This window comes from Citricoccus sp., assembly GCF_035445025.1.
GTDB lineage: Bacteria > Actinomycetota > Actinomycetes > Actinomycetales > Micrococcaceae > Citricoccus.
Genome location: NZ_DAOMPX010000023.1, coordinates 1 through 14,902, shown reverse-complemented (window position 1 = coordinate 14,902; position 14,902 = coordinate 1). Strand labels below are relative to the sequence as shown.

Here is a 14,902-nt window from a genome sequence, read left to right as displayed (position 1 = left end):
CGGACGGCCCACCGGGCCCGCCGGACGGCCCACCGGGCCCGGCGCACGGCCACCGGCCCGCCCGGGGTACCGGTCGGGCCGGGCGAGCCGATGAGGGCCTGTCAGTAGGATCCGCGCGGCGTCGAGGCCCTCGGCCCGGCCGCAGCGCCGCCCGGACCGGACTCCTGGCCCGGGTCCGGGCACCACGTGTCCGCGAGGGCCTCGGAGCCGCGGGCCAGGAGCGCGACGTCGGCGCCGACGTTCACGAAGTCGGCCCCGGCCTCCACGTAGTCCCGGGCGTGGGCCTCGACGAAGGCGTTGACGCCCACGATCTTCCCCGCGGCCTTCACCTCCGCGATGACCGTCTTGACGGCCGCCACGACGTCGGGATGCGCCTGCTGCCCGATCAGTCCCATGGTGGCGGACAGGTCGGAGGGGCCGATGAAGACCCCGTCGACGCCGTCCACGGCGGCGATCTCCGCCGCGTTCTCCACGGCGGTGGCCGACTCGACCTGGACGAGGAGGGTCACCTGCGCCCCGGCGTCCTGGAGGTATCCGGTGGTCCGGTTCCACCGGCCGGACCGGGCCAGGGCCGAACCGACCCCGCGCACCCCGCGCGGCGGGTAGTGCATGGCCCGCACGGCCGCCTGCGCGTCCTGGACCGTGTGGACCATGGGCACCAGCACGTTCTGGGCGCCCAGGTCCAGGACCTGCTTGATGACCACCTCGTCCAGGGCGGGGACCCGCACCAGCGCGAGCGTGCCCGTGCCGGCGATCACCCGCAGCTGGGACTGGATGGACTCCAGGGACAGCGGGGCGTGCTCGGCGTCGATGAGGAGGTAGTCCAGCCCGGCGCCCGCGCAGATCTCGGCGGCGGTGGCATCCCCCGAGGACAGGAACATCCCGGCCACGGGGCGCCCGCCGCGGTCCCGGACAGCCTCGGCGGTGAACAGGTCCCTCAGGCTCGGTTCAGTGGTCACGCGAATCGGCATGTCACCGTTCCCAGCGGTCCGTAGTCTGCGTACACGGTGTCCCCGGCGTAGACCCACATGGGCCGGGTGAAGGACCCGGCCAGGATGATCTCCCCGGCCTCGAGCACGTCCCCGTGCCCGGCGATCCGGTTGGCCAGCCAGTGCACCCCGTTGGCCGGGTGGTTCAGCACCCCGGCGGCCACGCCGGTCTCGATGATCTCCTCGTTGCGGGACAGGATGCCGGCGACCCAGCGCAGGTCCACGTCCCCCACGCCGACCGGGCGCCCGCCGAGCACCATGGAACCCAGGGCGGCGTTGTCCGAGATGGTGTCCGTGATGGTGCGGCCCTTCATCTCGATGCGGGAGTCCAGCACCTCCAGGGCGGGCACCACGTACTCGGTGGCGCGCAGCACGTCCATCAGGTTCAGCCCGGGGCCGCGCAGCTCGTCCTTGAGCACGAAGGCCAGCTCCATCTCGATGCGCGGGTGGGTGTACCTCGCCCACTCGTACACGTGGCCGGACTCGACCACCTGGTCATCGAAGATGACCCCGTAGTCCGGCTCGTCGATGCCGGTGGCCTCCTGCATGGCCTTGGAGGTCAGGCCGATCTTGTGGCCCACCTTGGTGCGGCCGGCCTCGGCCTGCCGCTCGGCCCAGATGCGCTGGACGGCGTACGAGTCCTCGATCTGCATCTCGGGGTAGCGCGCGGTGAGCAGCGGGACGGGCTGGCGGTCGATGCCGGCCCGGTGCAGTTCGTCGGCGATCTTCACATGGGTCTCATGGTCGAGCAAGCTGGCTCCTCCCAGGGGGGCCCGTGGCGTGCCGCCACGGGGTGGGCGTTGTGCCTCGATCGTATACGATAACGGCGCGATCTGCGTCACAGGTCGCGGCCCCTTCCGGGACCAGGCCGGGACGAGGCCGGGGTGGCGCCGGCAGGCTCAGGGCAGGATGCGCAACCGGCGCGCGGTGGCGACCGCCTCCACCCGGTTGTTGCAGTGCAGCTTCATCATCACCGAGCGCATGTAGCTCTTGACGGTCACCGGGCTGAGGGAGAGCCGCTCCCCGATCTCGGCGTAGCTGCAGCCGAGGGCCACCTGGGACATCACGTCCATCTCCCGGCGGGTCAGCGCGGGCACCTCGGCGGGCACCGTCCCCCGGCGCTCGAGGCGCTCCGCCACCGCGCGCACGGCGGCGACCAGGGTGGGATCGTGGCTGGAGTGGGCGATCGCGATGAGCTCGGAGTGCGCGGTGCGCACGGCCTCCTCGAGGTCCCGGGCGTCACCGGCCCCGGCGCTGTCCGCCAGCCCGATCATGGACACCCTGCGGTCGACCTCGTCCCGCACGCGCAGTTCCTGGGCGATCGCGCGGCCGGTGGACACCATGCCGTGGATCACCCGGTCCCCCACGGTGCCCGCCTGCCGCGTGGCGGCGTACAGCACGGCGCGCGGCCGCTGGCCCACCACCACGGGGATGGCCGCCATGGACGAGAGCCCCTCGGCGCTGACCACCTCGTCGAACTGGTGCGTGATGGACGGGGCGGTGACGTAGTCCTCGACGGTCAGCGGCCGGTCCCGGGCCATCGCCTCGCCACCCAGCCCCTGGCCCACGGGCACCTGCTGCCCGGCCAGGACCCTGGTCCTGGCGCCCCGCAGCTCGGAGATCTCCAGGCGGCCGTCGTGCACGATCCCGCCGAAGCACACGTCCGTGAGCGTCTCCTGGCGCATCCTGCGCAGCCACGCCCGGATGAGCTCCCGGTCATCAGGGCGCAGCAGTTCGACGGACGGGCTCAACACAGGCGGCTCTCCCCTCGTGTGTGATCCACAACACTTTAGCAAAACAAGGAAGCCACGGCCCGCGCTGCCGGGCCGTGGCTTCCTGGGGCTGACGCGGATCAGGCGGCGTTCACCGGCTCCGCGGTCGCCTCCTGGGCGCCGAGGTCGGACCCCTTGGTCTCGCGCAGCATGGCCAGGACCACCACGCTGATCACCGCGATGCCGGAGAGCATCAGGCCCACGGCCCCACCCCCGAAGGTCGCCATCAGGGTGGCCGCGGCCAGCGGCGGCAGGGCCCCGCCGAAGATCCCCGCCAGGCTGTAGGCCAGCCCGGCACCGGTGTAGCGGTACTCGGTCTGGAACAGCTCGGGCAGGAAGGACCCGGCGGCGCCGAAGCTCAGCCCGGCCACGACGAGCGTTCCGATCACGCCGAGGGTGAAGAACAGGAAGCTGCCCCCCTCCTCGGTCATCCCCGTGTTCAGTATCGGGAACATCACGAAGGACCAGACCAGGCCGGCCACGCCCGCCAGCAGCAGGGTGCCCCGGCGTCCGATGCGGTCGGAGAGGATTCCCGAGCCCACGGTGGCGATCGCGAAGAACACGGAGGTGATGACGCCGGTGGTCAGCACCTCGTTGCGCTCCAGCTGCAGCACGGTCGTGCCGTAGCTGGTGAGGAACGAGGTCCCGATGTAGAAGAAGGCGAACAGGGAGCTGAAGGCCAGCCCGCCCAACAGCATCTCCTTCCACTGCCGGCGCACGGACTCCCAGATCGGCAGGGTGCGGGGGGACGCGGGCGCCGCGTCCGGGCCGCCGGTCCGCACGTCCTCCGCCCGGGCCCTGGCCTCCGCAACGGCCTTGGCCTTGGCCGCCAGGAACACCGGGGTCTCCTCGATGCTCAGGCGGATCCACAGGCCGACGATCACCAGGGCGGCGCTGAGGACGAACGGCACGCGCCAGCCGATCTCCATGAACGCCCCGGAGGAGTCCCCGAGGGTGATGTTGGTGACGAGGAAGGTGCCACTGGCCAGGCCGAACGCGATCGCCGGGCCGAGCATCGGCAGGGAGGCGAAGTAGCCGCGCAGCTTCGGCGGGGCGTACTCGGCGGCCATCAGCGCGGCACCGGCCCACTCGCCGCCCACGGCGAACCCCTGCAGGAAGCGCAGGGTCACCAGCAGGATGGGGGCGACGACCGCGAAGGCCCCGAGGCTCGCCGGCGTCGGCAGCAGGCCGATCAGCACGGTGGCCACGCCCATGATCAGCAGGGTGGCCACGAGGGCCTTCTTGCGGCCGATCCGGTCCCCGAAGTGCCCGAAGATGACCGCGCCCACGGGCCGCGCGAAGAAGGCGACCGCGAAGGTGGCGAAGGAGGCCACCAGGCCGCCGGCCTCGCCCAGGGTGCCGAAGAAGAGGGTGGGGAACACCAGCGCCGCCGCGGTGCCGTAGATGAAGAAGTCGTAGTACTCGATGGTGGTGCCCACCGTGGTGGCGACGGCTACACGGCCCATCGGCGGCTTCTTGGCCGGCGCGGCGGCCTCGGTCAACGGCTGCTGCCGGTCATGGCTCATCAGGGTCATGGCCTCTCCTCAGTGCGGACGATCAATGTGATGCGCGCCACACTATGAGCCGAAAGGACCGCCCGTTACCTCCCGAAGGAGGTAACGGGCCCAGGCCACGACGCCGGCCGGTCCCCCACCGCGTGAGGTGCCGGCCGGCGTCGGGAGACGACGGGTCAGAGCTGGTTGCCGAGCTTGAAGCCCTTGGCGGCCTCGCCCTTCCAGGTGCCGGACTCGTCACCCTCGCGGGTGTAGGAGAACCCGTCCGCGCCGATGGTCACGTCCATCTCGGAGTCGTCGGTGCGGGCCACGACCTCCTTCGGGTTCCCGTCCAGGTCGAGCACGAGGGAGGCGTTGGTGTACCAGGACGGCACGACCGGGTTGCCCCAGAAGTCGCGGCGCTGGTTGTCGTGCACGTCCCAGGTGACGACCGGGTTGTCCGGGTCGCCGGTGTAGTAGTCCTGGGTGTAGATCTCGATCCGGTGGCCGTCCGGGTCCAGGATGTAGAGGTAGAAGGCGTTGGAGACGCCGTGGCGGCCGGGGCCGCGCTCGATCCGGTCGGAGATGCGCAGGGCGCCCATCTTGTCGCAGATCGCCAGGATGTTGTGCTTCTCATGGGTTGAGAACGCCACGTGGTGCATGCGCGGGCCGTCGCCGCCGGTCATGGCGGTGTCATGGACGGTGGGCTTGCGCCGCATCCAGGCCGCGTACACGGTGCCGGCCTCGTCCTGGATGTCCTCGGTGACGCGGAAGCCCAGGTCCTGCATGAACTTCGTGGCGCGCGGCACGTCCGGGGTGACCTGGTTGAAGTGGTCCAGGCGCACCAGCGCCCCCGGGGTGTAGAGGTCGTAGCGCCAGGCCAGGCGCTCGACGTGCTCGACGTCGTAGAAGAACTCGTACGGGAAGCCCAGCGGGTCCTCCACGCGCACCGAGTCGCCGATGCCCTTGGTGAAGCCCTCCGGGCGGCGCTCCACGCGGCAGCCGAGCTCCTCGTAGAAGGCCACGGCCTTGTCCAGCTCCTCGGGGCTGCGCACCCGGTAGGAGAAGGCGGCGACGGCGGCCACCGGGCCCTTGCGCAGCACCAGGTTGTGGTGGATGAACTCCTCGAGGGAGCGCAGGTAGATGGTCTCCTCGTCCTCCTCGGTCACGGTCAACCCGAGCACGTCCACGTAGAACTCACGGGACCTGGCCAGGTCGGTGACCACCAGCTCCATGTAGGCGCAGCGCAGGATGTCCGGCGCCGGGGCCTTCGGGGTGGGGATCGGGTTGTCGGAGTGGATGGGGGCCTCCTGGGAGACGTAGAAGCCCGAGGACGTCATCGTCCGGTCGTCGAGGTGGGTCATGACTGGTCCTTGCTGTGGAAGGGAATGCTGGAAGGAATGCGGGAGGGGGGTGGGGGCGGTCAGGCCTGGAGGTCCTCGGCGGCCTCTTCCTGGCGGCCGAAGACGGGGTTGTGGACCTCACCGAGGTTGATGTGCACGGCCTGCTGGTCCGTGTAGAAGTCGATGGACCGGTAACCGCCCTCATGGCCCAGACCGGAGGCCTTGACGCCGCCGAAGGGGGTGCGCAGGTCACGCACGTTGTTGGAGTTCAGCCACACCATCCCGGCCTCCACGTCCTGGGCGAAGTTGTGGGCGCGCTTGAGGTCGTTGGTCCAGATGTAGGCGGCCAGCCCGTACCTGGTGTTGTTGGCCAGGGCCAGGGCCTCCTCGTCCGTGTCGAACGGGGTGATGGCCACGACCGGGCCGAAGATCTCCTCCTGGAAGATCCGGGCGTCCGGGGCCACGTCCGCGAACACCGTGGGCTGGATGAAGTTGCCTTCGGGGAACGCCTCCGGACGCCCGCCACCGGCCGTCAGCCGGGCCTCGGACTTGCCGATCTCCACGTAGGACATGACCTTCTCGAAGTGCTCCGGGTGCACCAGGGCGCCCACCTCGGTGTACTCGTCGTGCGGCAGGCCGACCTTCACGCGCCGGGCCTGGGCGGAGTAGCGCTCGACGAACTCGTCGTAGATGCTCCGCTCGACCAGGATGCGGGAGCCGGCGGTGCAGCGCTCACCGTTGAGGGAGAAGACGCCGAAGATGGTCGCGTCGATGGCGGCGTCCAGGTCCGCGTCCGCGAAGACGACGGCCGGGGACTTGCCGCCGAGCTCCATGGAGAGCGCCTTGAGGTGGGGGGCGGCGTTGCCGAAGATGATCTGCCCGGTGCGGGACTCGCCGGTGAAGGAGATCAGCGGCACGTCCGGGTGCTTGACCAGGGAGTCACCGGCGAAGCCCTCCTCGCCGTAGCCGTGGACGATGTTGAACACGCCGGCCGGGACCCCGGCCTCCTCGAAGATGCCCGGCCACAGGGAGGCGGACAGCGGGGTGAACTCGGCGGGCTTGAGCACCACGGTGTTGCCGGTGGCCAGGGCCGGGCCCAGCTTCCAGGACTCGAGCATGAACGGGGTGTTCCACGGGGTGATGAGCCCGGCCACGCCGATCGGCTTGCGGTTGACGTAGTTGGCCTGGCGGCCCGGGACCTTGAAGGCGTCGTCGTGCTGGGCGACGATCAGGTCCGCGAAGAACCGGAAGTTCTCGGCCGCGCGCCGGGCCTGGCCCAGGGCCTGCTTGATCGGCAGGCCGGTGTCGAAGCACTCCATCTCGGCCAGGTCCTGGCCGCGGGACTCCACGATGTCCGCGACCTTGTGGAGGATGCGGGAGCGCTCGCGCGGCAGCATCGTGGGCCACGGGCCGTTCTCGAAGGCCTCCTTGGCGGCGGCGACGGCGGCGTCCACGTCCGCGACCTTGCCCGAGGCGGCCTTCAGGTAGGGCTGGTTGGTGACGGGGTTGAGCACCTCGAAGGTGTCGCCGTCGATCGAGTCGACGTGCTTGCCGTTGATGTAGTGCTGGATCTTCTCCGGCAGGTTCGCCGGGGCGAAGTCGGTGTTCGGGATGGCCTGGGTCGTCATCGTGGGGTCCTCTCGGTCGGACAGGTGGACGGCTGGGGTGGGTTCAGTGCTGGCCGGCGGACGCCATGGTGTCCATGTACGCCGCCAGGGTGTTGGCGCGGTGTTGCCGGGCGGCCGTCTCGATGTCCTGGAACGGGGCACCGGCGGCGATGAGGTCGAGCAGCTGGTCGTGCTCGGCCACGGACTGGGGTGCCCTGCCGGGCACGTGGGCGAAGGTCGAGGAGCGCAACGCGGTCAGGCGGTTCCAGCCGCGGTGCACGAGGTCGAGGATGTGCGGGTTCTGGTGGTGCTCGAACAGGGTGGAGTGGAACTCCTTGTTCAGGGCGGTGAACTCGACCGGGTCGAAGTCGTCCAGCAGGGCGCGCATCCGGGCGTTGATGTCCCGGGCCCGCTCCAGTTCCCCGGCGGTGACCAGCGGGGCGCACTGGGCCGTGGAGAAGCCCTCCACCAGCGCCAGCGTCTCCATGGTGTACCTGTACTCCTCGGGGTCGACGCCGACGACGGTCGCGCCCACGTTGCGCTCGTAGGAGACGAGGTCGTCGTGCTGGAGACGGCGGATCGCCTCCCGCACCGGCACCACGGACATCCCGAGCTCCTCGGCCAGTTGGGCCAGCACGAGCCGGCTGCCCGGGGCGAAGCGGCCCTGCTGGATGCCCTCGATCAGCGCCTGGTAGGCCCGGTCCGCCTTGGAGTGGCTCTCCGCGGGGGGCACGGTGTCCGGCGCCCCCGCCGGCGCGGCGCCCCGGAGGGTGCTCACCGGGACCGCTCCGCGTCCTGCGCGGCCCGGTACTCGGCGTAGCGCTGCTTCCACTCGGCGTTCGGCGGGAACAGCCCGTCCACCGGGTGGCCCTCGGCCACGCGGTCGAACACCCAGGCGTCCTGCAGCTCCTGCGCGTAGGCGTCCTCGACGACCTCATGCAGAAGTGCCGGCGGGATGACCACCACGCCGTCGTCGTCGCCGACGATGATGTCCCCGGACTGCACGGTGGTGCCGCCGCAGGCGATGGTGCCGCCCACCTCCCAGGGCACGTGCCGGCGGCCGAGCACGGCCGGGTGGACGCCACTGGAGTAGACCGGGATGTCCACCTCGGCGACGGCCGCGCTGTCCCGCACGCCGCCGTCGGTGATCACGGCGTTGGCGCCGCGCACCTTGGCGCGCAGGGCCAGCACGTCCCCGAGGGTGCCGGTGCCGGTCTCCCCGCGGGCCTCCATGACGACGACGTCGTCCTGCTCCACGGTGTCCATGGCCCGCTTCTGGGCGTTGAAGCCGCCGCCGAAGGCCTTGAACAGGTCCTCGCGGTTGGGGACGTAGCGCAGGGTCTTGGCGTAGCCCAGGATGCGCTGCCCGGGGTGCATGGGGCGCACGCCGTCGATCGTGGCGTTGTCGATGCCGCGCTTGCGCAACTGGGCGGTGATGGTGGCCACCGCGGTGGCGTTGATCGTGGCCTTCAGCTCCTCGGTGAGCAGTGAGCGGTCCGCCGTGGGCGCGGAGGGCACGTAGTGGAAGCCCTCCGATCCGGCCCCGGTGGCGCCCTCCGCCGCCGGGACCGGTGGCAGGCCGGCGGCCTCGCGGGAGCCCCAGGCCTCCTCCCGCTGGGTGTCGTCGACCTTCGGTCCGTGTCCGTAGGGCGCCATCGGGTGTTCCCCGGCCACCACGCGGGAGACGAGCCGTCCGGTGGAGGGCGCACCGGGCGCACCGGGGGCGTCCACCTCCACCTCGACGACGTCACCCGGCTGGGCGACCGAGGAACCGGCCGGGGTGCCGGTCAGGATGACGTCCCCGGCCTCCAGGGTCATCAGCTGGGACAGGTCCGCCACCAGCTGGCCGAAGGGGAAGACCAGGTCGGCGGTGGTGTCGTCCTGCACCAGCTCGCCGTTGACCCACGTGCGCACGCGCAGCCCGGCCGGATCGACGGCGGCGGCGGGGATGACCTCCGGGCCCAACGGGGTGTAGCCGTCTCCGGACTTGTTCTTGATGTTGGAGCCCTTGTCCGCGTGGCGCAGGTCGTACAGTCCCCAGTCGTTCGCGGCGGTGATCCCGGAGACCTTGGACCAGCCCTCCTCCGGGGAGACCCGGCGGCAGTCCTCGCCGATGACCAGGGCGATCTCGCCCTCGTAGGCCAGCAGCTCGGTGCCGGCGGGGCGTTCGATCTCGGCACCCGTGGTGGCGATGGAGGTGCCGGCCTTGAGGAAGTAACCGGGGAACTGCGGCGAGCGCCCGCGCTGGGCGATGCGCGAGGGGTAGTTCAGGTGCAGTGCGATGACCTTGCCCGGGCGGTGCCCACGGGTGGTGAAGTCCACGGGGCCGGTGGTCGGCACCGCCGTGCCCTCTGCGTTGTCTGCCATGGTGTGTTGCGCCTCCGCGGTCAGGGGGTGGTCTGCGTCGTGTGATCTGCGTCGCTCACCACAGATCGTATACGATTTTGCGCGGAGTGCAACCCTCGGGCCGGGCCGGGGCCCGGACCGGTGGGTCCTGCCGGGCGGTCAGGCCTCCGGCTGGAGGTACCAGGCCGCCGCGGCGCCGATCGCGCGGCCCAGGAGCAGCGAGAGCACGATCGCCACGAGGACGGTGAATTCCGTGGAGAGCCCGGGCAGCAGTCCGGACAGCGCGCCGATGCCCACGGAGTAGGCGGACCAGAGGATGCCCGCCCCCAGCGAGTAGAGCATGAAGGCACCCCAGGGGATGGGGGTGATGGCGCAGGCCACGTTCATGGTCAGCCGGCCCAGGGGGATGAAGCGCGAGGTCAGCACCCAGGAGACCGCGCCGTGGTCGAGGCGGTTCCGGGAGGCGTCCAGCGCCTTCCGTGCCCGGTCCCCGCGGAGCATGCGCCAGTTCGCCACGTCCCGTTGCCGCACCAGCCCGTAGGTCGCCGCGTCCCCGATCAGGGCGCCGGCCAGCATGGACACCACCAGCAGGAAGCCGTTGGGCACGTTCTCCGTGGCCGACAGCGCCCCGAGCGCGACGAAGACGGAGGTGCTCGGGACGGGCGGGAACAGCGCCGAGACGGCGACCAGCATCATCCCGAGCGGATAGACCCAGGCGGAGTCCGCAGCTCCGAGCACCTCCCGCACCGCGTCCATCGGTCCACCGGCCTCCGTCGTCGCTCGGGTGCCTGACGGCACGCCGGTCCCGACCGGGTGGCCCGGGCCACCCGGTCACCACCAGCATGCCGCCGGCCACCGGTGCGGACCAAGACCCGGAGGGAAGGAATCTGGCCGGCGGGTCAGTCCCCGGCGGCCAGCCGACCGCGCAGGCGTTCGCGCATGGCCGCGCTCGCCCGGTTCAGCCCGTTGACCTCCACGGCCTTGCCGTACCGCGCGTACTTGTCCGTGATCGCGTCCAGGCTGGCCACGGTGGAGGCGTCCCAGATGTGGGAGCGGGACAGGTCGATCACGACCCGCTCCGGGTCCTCGAGATACTCGAACTGGGTGTAGAGGTCGTTCGAGGAGGCCCAGAACAAGGCCCCGTCGACCGTGTAGGTGGCGGTCGCGCCGCCGTCGGGACCGTCCTGGACCGCCCGGTGCACGGTGACCACGTGGGCCACCCGGCGGGCGAAGAGCACCATGGCCGCCAGTACCCCCAGGCCCACCCCGACGGCCAGGTTCCCCGTGGCCACGGTCGAGACCACGGTGACGAGCATGACCGTGGTCTCGGACTTCGGCATGGCCCGCAGGGTGGAGGGCCGGATCGAGTGCCAGTCGAAGGCCGACCAGGCCACGAAGACCATCACGGCCACGAGCGCGGCCATGGGCACCACCGCCACGGCCTCCTCCAGCAGCACCGACAGCACCAGGACCATCACGCCGGCCGTGAGGGTGGACAACCGCGTCCGCGCCCCGGCGACCTTGACGTTCATCATCGTCTGCCCGATCACCGCGCAGCCGCCCATGCCCCCGAAGAGCCCGGCGAGGACGTTGGCCCCGCCCTGCCCCAGGGCCTCGCGGGTCTTGTCCGAGCGGGTGTCCGTGATGTCGTCCACCAGCTTGGCGGTCATGAGCGACTCGAGCAGCCCCACGACGGCCATGGCCAGCGCGTAGGGGGCGATCACCTCGAGCGTCTCCAGGGTGAGGGGGACGTCCGGGATGACCAGGGAGGGCAGGGCGTCCGGGAGTTCGCCCTTGTCCCCAACGGTCGGCACCGCCAGCTGCGTGGCGATCACCAGCACGGTCACGACGACGATCGAGACCAGCGGGGCCGGGACGGCGGTGGTGAGCCGGGGCAGGACGAAGATGAGGGCCAGCCCGATCGCCACCAGCACGTAGACGACCCACGGCACCCCGATCAGGTCCGGCAGCTGGGAGATGAAGACGAGGATGGCCAGGGCGTTCACGAAACCGGTCATCACGCTGCGCGGGATGAACCGCATCAGCCGCGCGACGCCGAGCAGGCCCAGCAGGACCTGGATGACCCCGGCCAGGACGGCCGTGGCCAGCAGGTACTGGACACCGTGGCTGGCCACCACCGGGGCGATCACGAGGGCCGTGGCCGCCGTGGCGGCGGAGATCATCGCCGGGCGCCCGCCGAGGAAGGCGATGGAGATGGCCATGACGGCGGTGGCGTACAGCCCTACCGTCGGGTCGACGCCGGCGATGAGCGAGAACGCGATGGCCTCCGGGATGAGGGCGAGCGCGACCACCAGCCCGGCGAGCACCTCGGTCTTCAGCCATCCCGGCCGCCGCAGCGTGGCCCACACCGACATCCGGTCCCCCGGGCGGGCCCCGGAGGGCCCCAGCGCCAGGTTCTGCCGGACCTCCGGATGGTTCGGTGCGGCGGGCTGTCCGGGGGACGTGGGCTTCTTGGATGACATGGCGGTGCCTCGGGGACGGTGCGGCGGTGGAGGTGACGGCCCCACCCTAGCCGGGGTGGTCCCGTCACCGGCGGCGTGCGCGCGCCGTCGGCGGGTGAGGGCGGCGTGCGAACACCGCGGGTGACGACAGCTCGGCCGTCCCTAGACTGGGGCCATGAGCGATCAGCCCGAGAGTGCATCAGGACGGACCAACCCGGAGACCGGCCTTCCGGTGTCCGCGCCCCAGGCCGCCTGGCCGGAACGGGTGGGCACCGGTCCCCGTCAGGTCAGCTACCGGATCACCGTGAACGCCCCCGCCACCGAGCTGTGGGCCCTGCTGGCCAATCCCCACCGGCACCACGAGGTGGACGGCTCGGAGTCGGTGCAGTACACCAGGACCGGGCCGACCCGGCTGGCGGTGGGTGACGAGTTCACGATGGCGATGCGCAAGTTCGGCCTGCCCTACACGATGAGGCTGGTGACCACCGCGTCGGACCAGGACCGCGTGGTGGAGTGGCAGCACCCGGGCGGTCACCGCTGGCGCTGGCAGTTCGAGGACCGGGGCGACGGCACCACCCTGGTCACCGAGACCTTCGACTACTCCTGGACGAGGCCGCTCGTGGCCAGGGCCTACGAACTGAGCCGGCGGCCGGCGGACAACGCGAACGGCATCCGGTCCTCGCTGACCCGGCTGGCCGGCCTGTACCTGTAGGGACGCCGGCCGTGGAGTCCACGCAGACCGGTTCCCTGATCTCCGCCGTCGCCGACGACGGCACTCCCCTCGCCGTCCAGGTCCTGGGCGCCGGTTCCGGCCCACCGGTCCTCGTCCTGCCGGGCGGGCCGTGCCGCTCGCCGGAGTACCTCGAGGACCTGGCCGGCCTGGCCGGGACCCGGACGCTGGCCGTCCTGCACCCGCGCGGGACGCCGGCCACCGGAAGCCTGTCCCGGGGCTGGTGGACGGACGCGGCCGACGTGGTGTCCGCGCTCGACGCCCTGGGCCTGGACCGGGCCGACCTGATCGCCCACTCCGCGGGGGCGCAGCTCGCGCTGGCCGCGGCCACCCGGTACCCGGGCCGCGTGCGTTCCCTCCTGCTCGTCACCCCGTCGCTGACCTGGCTCACCGACACCGAGCACGACGGCGCCGCGATCGCGGCCCGGCGCACGGAACCGGTGATCGGCCGGGCGATGGCCTCGCTGGCCGGACCCGCCCCGCGGGACGAGGCGCGGTTCCAGGCGGACTCACCGGTCCAGCGCCCCGCCGGCTACGCGCGGTGGACCCTGCGGGAGCAGGAGCATTCACCCCTCGGGTCGACCTCGCTCGCGGCCTCCGGTGCCTGGTCCCGGGACATCCCGGAGGACGCCGCGGACCGCGTCCGGCAGGCTGACCTGCCTCCCACGCTCGTCATCGGCGGCACGGAGGACATCCTCGTCGGCGATGCCCCGGTCCGTGCCGGCGCCCGCGTCCTGGGTGCCCGGCTGGAGATGATCGGGGACTGCGGCCACTATCCCTGGGTGGAGCAACCCGAGGCGTTCCGCGGGCTCGTGGACCCCTGGGTGGCGCAGGGCGTCCCCGGCCCACGCGTCGATCGACTCACGGACCGGCCCCGCCTGAGGCGGAGCCCCGCCGCCAGTCCTGACGGCCCGCACCGGGACGGGCCCCGGCGATAGCGCCGGGGCCCGTCCGGGTCAGGTGCGGGTCAACGGGACGGCTCAGTCCTCCGTGTAGTCGATGACGACGCGGCCGGCGATCTTGCCGTGGTGCATCTCGTCCAGCACCGCGTTCACCTCGGACAGCGGACGCCGCGTGTAGGTGGGGTGGATCAGCCCGCGCGCGTAGAAGTCCAGCGCCTCGACCATGTCCTGGCGGGTCCCGACGATCGAGCCGCGGATCGTCAGGCCCTTCAGGACGATGTCGAAGATCGGCGCCGGGAAGTCTCCCGGCGGCAGCCCGTTGAACACGATCGTGCCGCCGCGGCGGGCCATGGCGATCGCCTGGCCGAAGGCCTTCGGGTGGACCGCGGTCACGAGCACGCCGTGGGCCCCTCCGGTCCTCTTCAGGATCTCCTCGGCCGGTTCGGCCACGTTGGCGTTGACCAGGACCTCCGCACCGTGCTCCTGGGCCAGCGCCAGCTTGTCGTCGGCGACGTCCACGGCGACCACGCGCATCCCCATGGCCACGGCGTACTGGACGGCGATGTGCCCCAGCCCGCCGATGCCGGAGATGACCACCCACTGGCCGGGACGGACCTCGGTCTGCTTCAGGCCCTTGTAGACGGTCACCCCGGCGCACAGTACGGGACCGACCTCGTACGGATCCGCACCCTCAGGGATGATCGCCGCGAACCTCGCGTCCACCAGCATGTACTCCCCGAAGGAGCCGTCGACGGAGTAGCCGCCGTTGGTCTGGCTCTCGCACAGGGTCTCCCAGCCGGTCCGGCAGTACTCACAACTGCCGCACGCACTCGACAGCCAGGCGTTGCCGACCATCTGTCCCACGGACACGTCGGTCACCCCCTCGCCGACCTTCTCGACGATGCCGACGCCCTCGTGCCCCGGGACGAAGGGCGGGGTGGGCTGCACGGGCCAGTCACCGTCCCGGGCATGCAGGTCGGTGTGGCACACGCCGGTGGAGATCAGCTTCACCAGCGCCTGGCCGGGCCCGGGTTCCGGGATGGGCAGGTCCTTGACGGTGAGGTCCTTGCCGAACGACTCGACGACGGCGGCCTTCATCATGTTCATGGCATCCTCCTAGATGCGGGAAAAGCGGGGTGTTCCTCTGAGGGGGGTCGGGGGCCGGGCCGGGTCTAGAAGAAGCCCTGCTTGCCCTCGGCGTACGACACCAGCAGGTTCTTGGTCTGCTGGTAGTGGTCCAGCATCATCAGGTGGTTCT

General features: G+C 71.5%; 13 protein-coding genes. 2 read left to right on the top strand and 11 right to left on the bottom strand.

Annotation, left to right across the window (positions count from 1 at the left end):
• Positions 1 to 101 precede the first annotated feature (101 nt).
• The 10 genes from PLJ28_RS09110 to PLJ28_RS09065 form a co-directional block, all read right to left on the bottom strand.
• Positions 102 to 971 carry an HpcH/HpaI aldolase family protein gene (locus tag PLJ28_RS09110; protein WP_183529617.1) on the bottom strand — a complete coding sequence of 290 codons (870 nt, stop codon included), beginning with the start codon at positions 969 to 971 and terminating at the stop codon, positions 102 to 104.
• Complete coding sequence (locus tag PLJ28_RS09105) at positions 956 to 1,741, bottom strand: 2-keto-4-pentenoate hydratase (protein ID WP_183529618.1); 786 nt, start codon at positions 1,739 to 1,741, stop codon at positions 956 to 958. The genes PLJ28_RS09110 and PLJ28_RS09105 overlap by 16 nt, the downstream gene beginning before the upstream one ends.
• Before the next feature lie 147 nt (positions 1,742 to 1,888).
• Positions 1,889 to 2,740 carry a LuxR C-terminal-related transcriptional regulator gene (locus PLJ28_RS09100; RefSeq protein ID WP_183529619.1) on the bottom strand — a complete coding sequence of 284 codons (852 nt, stop codon included), beginning with the start codon at positions 2,738 to 2,740 and terminating at the stop codon, positions 1,889 to 1,891.
• 101 nt (positions 2,741 to 2,841) lie between these two features.
• Positions 2,842 to 4,296: an MFS transporter gene (locus PLJ28_RS09095; RefSeq protein ID WP_221243821.1), complete on the bottom strand. Its 1,455-nt coding sequence runs from the start codon at positions 4,294 to 4,296 to the stop codon at positions 2,842 to 2,844.
• Positions 4,297 to 4,451: 155 nt separating this feature from the next.
• A complete protein-coding gene (gene hpaD / locus PLJ28_RS09090) occupies positions 4,452 to 5,618 on the bottom strand; it encodes a 3,4-dihydroxyphenylacetate 2,3-dioxygenase (protein ID WP_183529620.1) in 1,167 nt (388 codons plus the stop codon).
• Between the two features lie 59 nt (positions 5,619 to 5,677).
• Positions 5,678 to 7,225 carry a 5-carboxymethyl-2-hydroxymuconate semialdehyde dehydrogenase gene (gene hpaE, locus PLJ28_RS09085; protein ID WP_183529621.1) on the bottom strand — a complete coding sequence of 516 codons (1,548 nt, stop codon included), beginning with the start codon at positions 7,223 to 7,225 and terminating at the stop codon, positions 5,678 to 5,680.
• 43 nt (positions 7,226 to 7,268) lie between these two features.
• On the bottom strand, positions 7,269 to 7,982 hold the full coding sequence (locus PLJ28_RS09080; protein ID WP_298044544.1) for a GntR family transcriptional regulator: 714 nt from the start codon (positions 7,980 to 7,982) through the stop codon (positions 7,269 to 7,271).
• On the bottom strand, positions 7,979 to 9,571 hold the full coding sequence (locus tag PLJ28_RS09075; protein WP_183529622.1) for a fumarylacetoacetate hydrolase family protein: 1,593 nt from the start codon (positions 9,569 to 9,571) through the stop codon (positions 7,979 to 7,981). Before PLJ28_RS09075 ends, PLJ28_RS09080 begins: the two co-directional genes overlap by 4 nt.
• A gap of 138 nt (positions 9,572 to 9,709) precedes the next feature.
• A complete protein-coding gene (locus PLJ28_RS09070; RefSeq protein WP_183529623.1) occupies positions 9,710 to 10,306 on the bottom strand; it encodes a DedA family protein in 597 nt (198 codons plus the stop codon).
• Positions 10,307 to 10,449: 143 nt separating this feature from the next.
• Positions 10,450 to 12,033, bottom strand: coding sequence for a SulP family inorganic anion transporter (locus tag PLJ28_RS09065; protein ID WP_183529624.1), 1,584 nt, complete (start codon positions 12,031 to 12,033; stop codon positions 10,450 to 10,452).
• Positions 12,034 to 12,187: 154 nt separating this feature from the next.
• On the opposite strand from PLJ28_RS09065, the gene PLJ28_RS09060 reads away from it, so the two are divergent.
• A complete protein-coding gene (locus PLJ28_RS09060; RefSeq protein WP_183529626.1) occupies positions 12,188 to 12,724 on the top strand; it encodes an SRPBCC family protein in 537 nt (178 codons plus the stop codon).
• A gap of 11 nt (positions 12,725 to 12,735) precedes the next feature.
• Positions 12,736 to 13,680: an alpha/beta fold hydrolase gene (locus tag PLJ28_RS09055; protein WP_183529628.1), complete on the top strand. Its 945-nt coding sequence runs from the start codon at positions 12,736 to 12,738 to the stop codon at positions 13,678 to 13,680.
• A gap of 42 nt (positions 13,681 to 13,722) precedes the next feature.
• Here the strand turns inward: PLJ28_RS09055 and adhP are convergent, their stop codons facing one another.
• Positions 13,723 to 14,751, bottom strand: a complete 1,029-nt coding sequence (gene adhP, locus PLJ28_RS09050) for an alcohol dehydrogenase AdhP (protein ID WP_183529631.1) — start codon at positions 14,749 to 14,751, stop codon at positions 13,723 to 13,725.
• Positions 14,752 to 14,902 lie beyond the last annotated feature (151 nt).

Bases quoted from the DNA above. Each gene is read 5' to 3' on its own strand.
- PLJ28_RS09110 (WP_183529617.1), bottom strand. From the start codon at position 971: ATGCCGATTCGCGTGACCACTGAACCGAGCCTGAGGGACCTGTTCACC.
- PLJ28_RS09095 (WP_221243821.1), bottom strand. From the start codon at position 4,296: ATGACCCTGATGAGCCATGACCGGCAGCAGCCGTTGACCGAGGCCGCC.
- hpaD (WP_183529620.1), bottom strand. From the start codon at position 5,618: ATGACCCACCTCGACGACCGGACGATGACGTCCTCGGGCTTCTACGTC.
- hpaE (WP_183529621.1), bottom strand. From the start codon at position 7,225: ATGACGACCCAGGCCATCCCGAACACCGACTTCGCCCCGGCGAACCTG.
- PLJ28_RS09075 (WP_183529622.1), bottom strand. From the start codon at position 9,571: ATGGCAGACAACGCAGAGGGCACGGCGGTGCCGACCACCGGCCCCGTG.
- PLJ28_RS09070 (WP_183529623.1), bottom strand. From the start codon at position 10,306: ATGGACGCGGTGCGGGAGGTGCTCGGAGCTGCGGACTCCGCCTGGGTC.
- PLJ28_RS09065 (WP_183529624.1), bottom strand. From the start codon at position 12,033: ATGTCATCCAAGAAGCCCACGTCCCCCGGACAGCCCGCCGCACCGAAC.
- PLJ28_RS09060 (WP_183529626.1), top strand. From the start codon at position 12,188: ATGAGCGATCAGCCCGAGAGTGCATCAGGACGGACCAACCCGGAGACC.
- adhP (WP_183529631.1), bottom strand. From the start codon at position 14,751: ATGAACATGATGAAGGCCGCCGTCGTCGAGTCGTTCGGCAAGGACCTC.